This is a genomic window from Enterococcus sp. DIV2419 (assembly GCF_051711865.1).
GTDB lineage: Bacteria > Bacillota > Bacilli > Lactobacillales > Enterococcaceae > Enterococcus > Enterococcus faecalis.
Genome location: NZ_JBIONS010000002.1, coordinates 44731 through 56085 on the forward strand (window position 1 = coordinate 44731; position 11355 = coordinate 56085).

10 protein-coding genes and 1 pseudogene are annotated in these 11355 nt (G+C 31.2%); 10 read left to right on the top strand and 1 reads right to left on the bottom strand.

Features of this window, described 5'->3' with window-relative positions:
• Positions 1-156 precede the first annotated feature (156 nt).
• From IGI97_RS13240 to IGI97_RS13270, 7 genes are all read left to right on the top strand, one after another.
• The gene (locus IGI97_RS13240) at positions 157-1005 is read left to right on the top strand and encodes a LysR family transcriptional regulator (protein ID WP_202584263.1); all 849 of its coding nucleotides are present in this window, start codon (positions 157-159) and stop codon (positions 1003-1005) included.
• 99 nt (positions 1006-1104) lie between these two features.
• Complete coding sequence (gene gltX / locus IGI97_RS13245) at positions 1105-2619, top strand: glutamate--tRNA ligase (RefSeq protein WP_033598559.1); 1515 nt, start codon at positions 1105-1107, stop codon at positions 2617-2619.
• A 275-nt stretch (positions 2620-2894) separates the two neighbouring features.
• Positions 2895-3578 carry a YoaK family protein gene (locus IGI97_RS13250; RefSeq protein WP_438738871.1) on the top strand — a complete coding sequence of 228 codons (684 nt, stop codon included), beginning with the start codon at positions 2895-2897 and terminating at the stop codon, positions 3576-3578.
• Positions 3579-4009: 431 nt separating this feature from the next.
• Positions 4010-4261, top strand: coding sequence for a hypothetical protein (locus IGI97_RS13255; RefSeq protein ID WP_438738869.1), 252 nt, complete (start codon positions 4010-4012; stop codon positions 4259-4261).
• Positions 4262-4375: 114 nt separating this feature from the next.
• A complete protein-coding gene (locus tag IGI97_RS13260) occupies positions 4376-5788 on the top strand; it encodes a hypothetical protein (protein ID WP_438738867.1) in 1413 nt (470 codons plus the stop codon).
• A gap of 4 nt (positions 5789-5792) precedes the next feature.
• Complete coding sequence (locus IGI97_RS13265) at positions 5793-5984, top strand: hypothetical protein (protein ID WP_438738865.1); 192 nt, start codon at positions 5793-5795, stop codon at positions 5982-5984.
• 86 nt (positions 5985-6070) lie between these two features.
• Entirely contained in the window at positions 6071-6199 is a 129-nt protein-coding gene (locus IGI97_RS13270) for a hypothetical protein (RefSeq protein ID WP_438738863.1), read from the top strand.
• A 483-nt stretch (positions 6200-6682) separates the two neighbouring features.
• On the opposite strand, the pseudogene IGI97_RS13275 reads toward IGI97_RS13270, so the two are convergent.
• Positions 6683-6766, bottom strand: a pseudogene (locus tag IGI97_RS13275) (type II toxin-antitoxin system PemI/MazE family antitoxin); the annotation flags it as partial.
• A gap of 592 nt (positions 6767-7358) precedes the next feature.
• Between IGI97_RS13275 and IGI97_RS13280 the strand changes: the two are divergent.
• The 3 genes from IGI97_RS13280 to IGI97_RS13290 all read left to right on the top strand — a co-directional run bounded on the left by IGI97_RS13280 (position 7359) and on the right by IGI97_RS13290 (position 10851).
• Positions 7359-8051, top strand: coding sequence for a hypothetical protein (locus IGI97_RS13280; protein ID WP_349581885.1), 693 nt, complete (start codon positions 7359-7361; stop codon positions 8049-8051).
• A 650-nt stretch (positions 8052-8701) separates the two neighbouring features.
• Positions 8702-9337, top strand: coding sequence for a C47 family peptidase (locus IGI97_RS13285; protein ID WP_438738860.1), 636 nt, complete (start codon positions 8702-8704; stop codon positions 9335-9337).
• A 17-nt stretch (positions 9338-9354) separates the two neighbouring features.
• On the top strand, positions 9355-10851 hold the full coding sequence (locus IGI97_RS13290; protein WP_438738859.1) for a C47 family peptidase: 1497 nt from the start codon (positions 9355-9357) through the stop codon (positions 10849-10851).
• The last annotated feature ends 504 nt before the right edge of the window (positions 10852-11355 follow it).

The following is an 11355-nucleotide window of genomic DNA, read 5'->3' on the forward strand; positions in this document are numbered from 1 at the left end:
TAATATTATTTAGATATTCTGAAAGTGGAATAGGTACTAAAGCAACCAGTGTTTAATGGGTTATACCAGAAGATTCTAAATAAGAGAATCACGAAAACATATTTTTTAACATAAATTTAAACCTAGATAGTTTGATTAAATTAGGAGTATAAAATAATGAATTTATATGATATATTATTTTACTGTAAAATTTGTGAAGGTGTTAATTTTTTGAGGATTTCCGAAGAAGAACACATGTCACAATCTGCAGTATCAAAGTTAATAAACAGATTAGAAACTTATACAGGAAAAAAACTAATTAATAGACATCAAGGTAAACCGACTTTTTCAATAACAGAAGACGGGAAAGTCTTTTTAGAATTTTCTCTTAAAATAAAAAAAATTATAGAGGAAATGAATGAGTATTATTCAATAAAATGCCACAATAAGATAACTATACTAGTATCAGATTTAGTCATGACATATTTAATTCCCTTACTTTATGAAGAGTACTCCAAAAACTGTATTTTTTTACTTGATGAATCGATAGAAAACAATATAAAATATATAAAAATATTAGAAAGTGATAAAAAATTAGAAAATTTTGTAGATACTATAATAATAGAGTTGTATAAAGAAGAGCTTTTTTTGATATCTTCCATAGATAATAAATTTATTTATACAAATAACATGGAAAACTTAACTTATTTAACAAGTAAAAAAGGTAGCGTTCTAAATAATTGTGTTAATACATTTATTGAAAAAAATAACATAAAAACAAAGAATATTAACATTATTTCTGATATACAAGCTATTAAAAATATAGTAGCTCTTAGCGAAAAAGTAACTCTGCTACCTCACAGCATGATAGATAAGCGTGATGATCTTAAACAAACAACATTAGATAAAAAACAGTTTCTTTATTACTATTTAATCATTAATAAAGAATTATATAAAAGAAAAGAAGAAAAAGATATATTTGTTTCGCTAAAAAATTTCTATATGAGATATTTCAAAAATAGCTAGTTTAAGTATTCTATACAAAATAACACATAGCATAAGAATATATTTAAATAAGTTATTAATAAACTTAAGGAAATTAACATTATAAGGGAGCTGTATCAATTGAAGAAAAACAAGGTAAGTATTACTGGCAATGTTCGAGTTAGATATGCACCAAGCCCAACAGGTTTTTTGCATTTAGGAAATGCACAATCTGCATTATTTAATTATTTATTCGCAAAACATTACAATGGTACTTGGGTACTACGGATTGAAGATACTGACCTAAAGAGAAATGTTCTACATGGAGAAGAAAGTCAGATGGAGAATCTCCACTGGCTAGGTATCGATTGGGATGAAGGTCCAGATAAACCTAAAGTTGAATTTGCTCCTTATCATCAAAAAGACCGTGTAAACTTATATCACAAATATGTGCAACAACTTTTGGATAATGGTCTTGCATATCGAGACTATTCAACGAAAGAGGAGCTAAAAGAATTACATGACCAACAAGTTGATGCTAAAATTGCTCCTCATTACGACGGACGCTGGTATGGTGCTTCTGAAGAACAAATAAAGCAAGCTGAAGCTGAAGGACGCAAATCGACAGTTCGCCTACATTTACCACCAAATTATATTTATTGTTGGAATGATATGATTAAGGGACGTGTCGAATTTAACTCAGATAATATTGGTGGGGATTTTATCATTGAAAAAAGTAACGGTATGGCAACCTATAATTTTGCAGTTGTTATTGATGACTATCTAATGAAAATAACACATGTTTTACGTGGTGATGATCACATTGCCAATACGCCAAAACAGATTGCTGTATACGAAGCTTTGAGGCTTTCACAACCTTTTTTTGGGCACATTTCACTAATCTATAGCATGAATACTCATAAAAAGTTGAGTAAACGTGATAAAAATACATTACAATTTATCAGTCAATATCGCAAATATGGGTATTTAAATGAGGCACTATTAAACTTTATTGCCTTCCTTGGCTGGTCACCAGTTGGAGAAAAGGAATTGTTTAATCGAGAAGAATTGATTGAAGCTTACGATATAAATAGAATGTCTGCGTCCCCTGCTTATTTTGATCAAAAGAAACTGGACTGGATAAACGCAGAATATATTAAAAAGACTTCAATTGAAGATTTAACATGTCGGATACTGCTTTTAGTGAATGCCGAAGAAACTTATACTGCTAAACAATTGAAAAAATTTGAAATTGAAAATGATTCTAATTTTGTTAAAAAAGTAGTAAATATCTATCATACAGAAGCAAAGTCTTTAATGACTTTTATGGAAAAAATTTTGTTTATTAAAACCATTGAACAAGCTTCTTTTACTTATTCTGATTTAGAAGATTTTGATAAAGATAGTGTTAAACAAATTTTAAATATAATGATAACAGAGTTAAACGAAATGAAAGAGATAGTGGACTATTCAGAAATTATTCGTACCATTCAAAAGGCAACTGGACAGAAGGGCCGAAATATATATATGCCGTTAAATATTGTATTTACTGATAGAAAGTCTGCACCGAAGATCACTGAAATACTGTCTGTAATGCCACTAGAAACAGTAAAGCATTTAATATATAAAGCGTTAAGCTTTCTGAGCAACAACTAAGAAATATATAGATTCATGAGTATGTTTCATAATAATCTTTATCTTACATTGTAGATATTTAAGATAGTGTTTAAAACTATTTCATTCACTAAGTGTTTGAAAAGCTTTAGAAGGAAATGCTATAATAAAAATTAGATATGTGGATTTAGTGTGGATGCAAAAAATCTAAGTGAAGTTACTCTATTTTCTCACTAAGTTTTGCATAAGCTTAATGAGAAATAGATAGAGAAGTTAGGATCCGATTCAAAATAAATAACGATATAAAGAGGAAAGCAATGAAGAATAATTTTCACGAAGATAGATTAGTTGGATTATTACTTACTTTTCTTGGTGGAATGATTGATTATTACACTTATGTGCATTACAAGACATTTGCATCAGCTCAAACAGGAAATTTAATTATAGCAATTAGTCAACTACGAGATCATCAATGGGATTTTGCGATTAAAAAAATACTTTCAATCACATTCTTTTTTAGTGGTGTATTTGTTGCCCAGGTTCTAATAGATTTGTGTAGAAAAAAGAAAGTATATTATTGGCGGATATTTATACTTTATTTTGAAGCTTTAATTTTTTTTGTAGCTAGTTTAAAATTTCCACAACCCTATGAAACTACTATTATTATTTCTATTTCCTTTATTTCGGCTATTAGATGGGTATCCTTCGATAGGATTAATGGCCTCACTTATACTAATTTGTTTACTACGGGTAATATAAAGGGGCTATCTACTAATTTATATTGTTATCTACGTTCTAAGGATGATACTTCTAAAAATAAATTATTACACTTTTTTTTGGTAGTTACATCATTTACGACTGGTATAATTAGTTCACTATTTTTATATGAAATAATTTTTACTAACACTGTTTTAGTAATTTCGTCAGTTTTCTTGTGTTTAGCTATTTTTGAAACTTTTTATATTGGATATTTTTACAAGAAAGGAAAGTTCAAATACTAGCGATAAATGTTGTAAGTTCTGTTTTAGAGTAAAAATAATTGTTTGAAGATAGATAGGATTTCTCCAAGCAGGTAATTTATTAGAATTGAAATGTTAAGCAGTATCCAGCAGAAAAAATTTATTATTATTTTAAGTAGAATAATTTTGAAAATAGAATTCCTGAGTACGGAGCTAATACTATTACAAAATACCAAAAAACAGCAAAATATTGTGATTCTTTGTCAATAATTTGATAAAGAAAAATTGTAGGATAGTGTCAAGTTCAGAGGAGAAAATCCTCTGGACTTTTTTATTTAGTTTGTATTTCTTGTCCTTGTTTGACCAAAATCTGTGGTTGTGGAGGCTTATTGGTCTGTTTGTACTGATTATTTTTTTACTTTTAGTTTATATATTTTTAACTCACAAGAAAAAGAAGAGAAAGAAGGATACGAATGCTTAAAAAAAGTGTTTTTATTGGGGTTATCATGGTTTTGTTGTTTTCTTTTTTCTCACCCATAATAAGTGTGCAGGTAGTGTCAACAACAAAGGAGAATGCACCTAATATTACGCAAACAACTGAAGAATCAAGTATAGAGACTACAACACCCTCTTCGGAGAGCAGTTTATCTTCGGAAATAAACGCTAATACGGCAACATCAGAACAAACGAGCCATTCTATTACAGAAGATGCTGGAAAAAGCTAGGAAACTTCTTTTGATGCTCCTCCGGTTCAAACGGAGAGCACAACTGGTTCGATAACGGATGAAGAGGGTGTCAAAACTAGGCGTGTATCTGATTTAGCAAAACCAGATACGGGAATGATTTATACACCGGAAAAAAGTCCAGAAGGAGATCCATTAAAAGGTGGCACCCTTGCCATAAATCAGAAATTTTCTGTTCCAGGAACAGAAGTAGCTTATAATGCTTTTTTGAGGTATCATATCGGTTTTAAAATTACTTGGACTGTTCCAGAAGGAATGACTCCCCAACAATTTATAAATGCACTAGATATGAATAATACACGCATTTGGCTAGGGAATAATAAATTAACAATTAGTCGAGATTCATTTAAGCTTAATGCTGAGGGGAAAATTGAATATGAAGCCAATAGCATTTCATTTGATCTATTCTCAATTATCAGTTATTTATGGTCGTTAGTGTTTGGGAAAGGGACTGCTGAAATATGGTCGTACTTGCATCTAGATGTTAATAAGCTTTCTGAAAATAATCCTAATGATTTTAGCAAAAACAAAATTGTAACCAAAGGGAAGCTTCTCCCCAATAAAAACAATCAGTTAAGGCCATCCGTTGCTTTTTATAATCGAAAAGGCAAGAACACACGTACTAACACACTAACCCTGTCTACATGGAGTAACTACATTTCGCCATGGAATGCTGCAAAAGCAAGCAGTGAGGAAAATGGGAAAAACGATGAAACGCAAGCAAACGGCTCCACTGATGTCCAAGGGGTAAGTCGTGTTTTGAAAGGGAACGATTATAAAAACAGAAAAGTCGAAACACCGATTACGGAAAAGATCAATCCGTCAGAGTATATTCGAGTAGTCAACTTATTTACTAAACAAGTGGTTCCAAATGTACCCGTAACGATAGATTCCCCGGCTGTTAAAGATGACATTGATAAAAAAGGAGATACGAGCTTCTTAAACCGGTCAACGACCTATTACTATAGAGGTAACCAGTTTCTCAGTCCGGCTCCAATTCACTTCTTACAAAAGAGCCATTTAAAGTTAGTTGTGAAAGGAGGGGGGAGTTACTCTGAAAAAGAGGAAATACCAGTAAAAGGAATGGTAGAAACGGAAGGGGAAGTGGTTCACTATTTTTACCGTGTTGATCAAGGAGAGGAGCTTCCTTTAGAGAATAGAAGCAACCAACATAACCAACTTGATGCTATAGTAACAGATCTTACTGCTGGAGATCACAAAATCACTATTAAAGCAGTGAATGAGTTTGGACTATACAATACAACAGAGGTACGCGTTACTGTTTATTCAGGTCAATTATCGTTGTATTCTGTCCCGAATCGAATAAATTTTGGTGAGACTAAGAAATCTTCAGAAGCAATCACTTTGTCAGGAATGTCTGAAGGAAATCTTATAGTATCGGATACACGTCCAAAAAATAAAAAAAACAAATTGGGTCTTAAATTTGAGAAGCTCAGGAAGTTTGGTAGGAAAACGGACATCTTTAATATACATCAACAGAAAAGATAAACAGTTGACGATTAATCAGGAAGACCAACCTATTGAGGAGAATCTCCCAGATAAACCTGATAAAGATAATCTCTCTGAAGGCTGGCAGAATAAGACCCGTGGCCTCTTTCTAACCATTCCGCCTGAAGAGCAAAAAATAGGCGAATACTCGTGGGTACTGACGTGGACGTTGCAAAATACCCCACACCCTCAATAATTATCAGTCTCTTTACTTTAACTATGGTATAAGCACTCATCAATGAGTGAATACAAATAAATCACATTCCACAAGGAGGAAATTATATGAAATTAGCAACATTAGGATTAGCGACAGCGTCTGTAGCGTTACTAGGTGTCTTAGCAGCCCCTGCGGTGCATGCAGCAGAAGTTCCAGGTGAAGCTAAAGACACACAAACAGATGTTATCAGCTAAAATATAATATTACTATTAGTGATGTTGCGCTATCATTAGGTTTTTCAGATGCGTCTCATTTCTCGAAATTTTTTTAAAAATAACAGGAACGTCTCCTAAAAATGTCAGATGTCTGTTGAATCAAAAATCACATTAAGTCTAGGCTAAAAAATATTTTTTACTCTCAATAGAGATGAAGCATTTTAAAAGTATTGTGGTTACAAATAAAATAGTATATATTTTTTCGTTAAGAAAAATAATAAAAATATAGATAACATTATGAAGTGGAGATATTTTCAACTAAATAGAGTATTTAGTTTTGGAAAGTAACGATTAATTGTTAGTGTAGCCAGATTTGTTCTTAAAGCTGACTACACTGATAGTTATAGAAAGAAGGATAGAGAAAATATGAAATTTTATTTCTTCATTATTAAGAAATAAAGTGTATAAACAGCGATAACTAAGATTCGGTGATTCATCAGAATACATAACGATATATTCTTAATCTGCTTTTGTTTTTTTAACGTTATTAGATGGTAATGTCGATACTACAGAACTTCCTTGTTTTCTTGATTTTGTGGTTAACATATAATCTACTTTGAATAGGTATAAAATAATAAAGGAAGTGTTTACTTTGGGTAAAAAAGTAGTCATTTTAGGGAATGGCTTTGACTTATCTAGTGGATTGGAACCGAAGTATAGTGATTTTTTTAATGAATTAATGCAAAACTGCAAGATCTCATAAAAAGAGCATTTAAGAATTTTAAAATTGAGCTTTACGATAAACTTTATTATAAAACTCTTTTAAATGTCAGATAACCAGAAGCTCAAATTGATGCTATTAGTGTAATAAACGAATATGGATTAGATTGAATATACAATAAACTTCCAAAAAGTAATTTAACTTTTTGCGATTTGATATTTTGTTTATTTGACGATGATAGTAACTATTTACAGTGGCAGGATTTAGAAAGAAGAATCTTAGAATCTTTAAATACTCCAGAAGAAGGGTTAGTAGGTGTTCTGAATTTAAACATGATTTTATCCTTCAAATTAATTCGAGGAACAATGCTAAATAATAGGGAGAAATATAGTGTATTTAAGGAATTTGAGTGACGGTAAATAGTTGATGAATATATACTTTTTTAGTAGAAGAAAAATACTAATAGGAGGTATAATATTGAAAAAGAGAATATGTATTACTACTGGGGTTGCAATGTTATTAGGATTATCACCGATATTAACAACAGGGGCTACAGTATACGCAAATGAGGAGAGTAACTATGTACAAGTAAATTCTACAACAAAAGAGTTAGAGCAACGGATGGAGGCGCTAGCCAATCAATACAAAGGAGTTTCTCTATTTGAAACCGAATTCAATAAAGAAAATATGACTCCTATTCAATTAGAATTATATAACAAAGTTTTAGATCTACAATATGATATTGCTTTACAAAATGGAAGTACAAATGGAATGTCTAGAGAGCAATATAAACAATATCTATCAAACGCTATGCAAGGTTTTATAATACAACCTAGAAATTCTGGACATGGTTTGATTTCTGTTGACGTCTTAGGAACAGTTTTAGATACTGCGCTTAATGTTGTATTAATTATCGGAGGTTTTGGGTCAGTGTCTGCAATGGTTAAAGCATTGGGTCAAGAAGGTGCAAAGAAATTTGTAAAAAAAGAAATGATTCCAGTAATTATTAAAGAAAGCGAGAAGCTAGGAATAAAAGGCGCGAAAAACTATTTACAAGATAAAGCAGTTGGATTAATTATTAGTGCGATTCTAAGTCCTGGAAAGCAGGCTGCAAAATTATTAGATTCTATTGACAAAATACCCAATAATGGCTACATTGAATTAACTTAATAGAGTTTACGAAAGGATTGAAAAAGATGTACCTTGTAATAGGGTTAATCCTAATAATCTTTATAGTCTCAGTTTTTATTGCTACTATAGGGATTTTGAATGAAAAAATAAAGAATAAATTCTACTTATTTGTTAAATTTTCGTTTAATATTTCTATTGCTTGTATTTTTTTAGGTGGTATATCTTTTCTTTATGCTTACTTTGTTTTTGACGAGTTTAAAAATTTTAAAATTATCTTGATATCCATATTTTTATTTGTAATCTCTTACAAAGGTTATATGGATAAAAAAAATATTTTCCATGAAGATGTATGATACTAGACTTAATTAGTAAGAAGGAGACATATTGATGGTTCAACTAATTTCTATTATTCTTGCGTTTTTGATTATATACACTTTATTTAAAACAAGAGAAACAAGTAATTCTTCAAGAAAATTAAGAATGTTAGTGTACACTTTTTGGCGGATAATTTTTCTATTAGGTTTAGTAAGTGTCGTACTAGGAACCTATGGACTGTTGAATTCTTATAACGTTAGTGAAAATTGGCGTATAAATATGTCCTCTATTTTAGTCGTGTTGTCTGGATTTTTACTAGTTGTACTCTCTTATGTTGGCATTTCAAGACTTAAAAGGAATGTTAGGTGAACTAAATGAAGAAAGTTATCTCTACTATACTTATAGTGCTTTTTATGGGTCCAGGTTATGTGGTGAATGCTGCTCCTGAAATGAAGAGTTTGGCTAATTTCGAAACGAACGAACAACATTATGATTTACAGGGGATAGAGCATTCTTTTGCTAAAGTGTTAAACTTTAAAACAAGTAGAAAAGATATTACAGCAAAAACGATACTAAAATTTGTATATCCAAAAAAGACAGACAAAGAATTTAATAATGCTTCTGCGTCTATTAAAGATTGCATTCGCTATGCCACTTCTATTGGGGTAAATATGGAATGGCTTGATGCAACGAAGAATGAACTTAATTTCAACCAAGTGAAGAGTGAGCTTGATAAAGATCATCCAGTATTACTATGTTATAAACCAAACAAAACCGATTGGATGGAACCTTATTTATTAGCTGTAGCGCATGGATACGTATACGTTGCTCCAGATGGTGAAAATATTAAAGAACCATTTATGAGTACAAGTATCTGGATGTCGAACTATATCTATCCTTCTGGCCTGACTACGTTGACGAATAAAAATAAGTTAACTGTTACAGATTTTTCAGTGAATAATACACCGCAAAAAGATTATACATTTATAGGTATGATTATTCTTAAGTAAGAGAGGTTGAAAGGACCGTGAAAAAATACATTTTAGGGATAGGCTTGTTTTTAACAAGCCTTTTGTTTGGAATTAATGCTTCAGCAATGGATAGTGATAATCCTCCACTGTTCATTCAAACAAAAGAAGTACCTTCAGAATTGAGGATGCATGCACAGCAAGATTGGCAATTTTATTTTGAGAACTTGTCTGTAGTGGAAAATACAGAACCTTTAAGTACAGATTATTTTTATTTGGGGCAGCCATTTACTTTAACTAATGAAACAGATACTCAAACAGCCTATTTTCCTATTATCGATAAAGAATCTGGGCTTATTCATGATTTATTAGAAGTTTCTTTAATGAACAATACGCCATCGCTAACGATTTCTAGTCAGTTTGTTGAGCTGTTAAATAGACTAACACCTACAGCAGAAGGTACCAGCTTTTCTTTGAACCTTGATAGCGAGAGCCACCAACTTCTGTCTGCAGAAGAACCAACTCGTGAACAAGCAGTTGATATTAAGCAATCGGTAGACGACTTTAATAGAAAGAAACGTTCTGTACCTGATGATACGGTTCCAGAGTATAATCGAAATATTATCCCTAATTGGATGATTACAGAAACGCAAGGATTAGAACCATGGTGTGCATTTTATACGTTATCTACAATGATTAATTCGATTGAAGGGAAAGCCATAACCAATGCAAAAACGCTCATCAAAAAAGCTTTTCCTACTGCCTCAGAAGCAGAATTAGTAGATGGGAAGTATATTACAAGTAAACCTTTTGCACATACCGTTCAAACTATGCAAAAGGAATATGGTTATACTTTGGATATAAAAAATAGTCGATTGACACCAGCGGAAGTTCAAACACAAATTGATAAAAAGGCTCCAGTGTATGTTCATTTAGACAACGTTACTCAGAATTATAATCCTGCAAAATCACATGGAGTTACTGTCATCGGTTATATTATAGCCAAAAATAATACGTTAGATTCTTATTACTACTTTTGGAATCCTTGGTGGCAAAAAGTGATGTTAACTAATCAAAAAGATATGAGTAACTGGAAATTAAATGATAATGTTTATTCATGGAAGTATTCTGGTATTAATTTTAGAAAAGAACCAATAAATTATGCAATGAAAGGTAAAATTGCTACTTTATTATCAAGAGCTACTTACTATCAAACTGGAGAAAAAATTCCTACTGATTTAAGAAATAAAGAGTACATTATCAAGGATGTAAAAAGCGTTTCACAATCGAGTTCTAAGCTGGCTTATTATTTAGAGGGGATAAATAAGTGGGTATTAGAGCAGGATGTAAAAGAGTTTCCTACGCCACTGCTTAATAAAAAAGTAACTTTATTATCAAAAGCTAGTCAATATCAAACTGGAGAAGCAATTCCAACTAATGTAAGAAATAAACAATATACCGCTCTAAAAGTGAAACCTTTTAGACGCTCTAATTCAAAATTAGCCTATTTTCTTTCAGGAATTAACAAATGGGTATTAGAACAAGACATTCAGTAGCCATTCATGACAGAAGTAATTCTCAATATCAAAATCGGTGGATTATGAGACTGGAACATAAGTACCAAATAGAAAAGAGGAATCCTTTAAAATAAGGGTTCCTCTTTTCTGTTAATTCGTCTCAATTTCAACTATAAGTTTGAACAATTGCAACAGTTAATCGACCACTGATTAACTATTTTTCAATTAAGACACTTGATAAATATCCAGTTGTTTATCGCCGACTGGCTCAAAGAGATAGATTTGTAAAGAAGTGATTTGTGCTTCCTAATCCTTTTATAGCATTTTATAAGTAAGTAGACAAATATTTTACTAAAGATAAATAATAAAAGTTTAGGAGTGAAAAAATAGATACTAGATTACTAGAAAATAAAGAGACAAATAATGTGATTGGGGGACTAACCACTAAAATAGTGACCACCAAAGGTTACGAAAATATTGGATATAATTACTTAATATTTGCTAGTAAATTACTTATTAAGAATAGCTAGGAAAAGTCCCAAT

Coding starts and splice junctions, on each gene's coding strand:
- IGI97_RS13240 (WP_202584263.1), top strand. CDS start 157: ATGAATTTATATGATATATTATTTTACTGTAAAATTTGTGAAGGTGTT.
- IGI97_RS13250 (WP_438738871.1), top strand. CDS start 2,895: ATGAAGAATAATTTTCACGAAGATAGATTAGTTGGATTATTACTTACT.
- IGI97_RS13255 (WP_438738869.1), top strand. CDS start 4,010: ATGCTTAAAAAAAGTGTTTTTATTGGGGTTATCATGGTTTTGTTGTTT.
- IGI97_RS13260 (WP_438738867.1), top strand. CDS start 4,376: ATGATTTATACACCGGAAAAAAGTCCAGAAGGAGATCCATTAAAAGGT.
- IGI97_RS13270 (WP_438738863.1), top strand. CDS start 6,071: ATGAAATTAGCAACATTAGGATTAGCGACAGCGTCTGTAGCGTTACTA.
- IGI97_RS13285 (WP_438738860.1), top strand. CDS start 8,702: ATGAAGAAAGTTATCTCTACTATACTTATAGTGCTTTTTATGGGTCCA.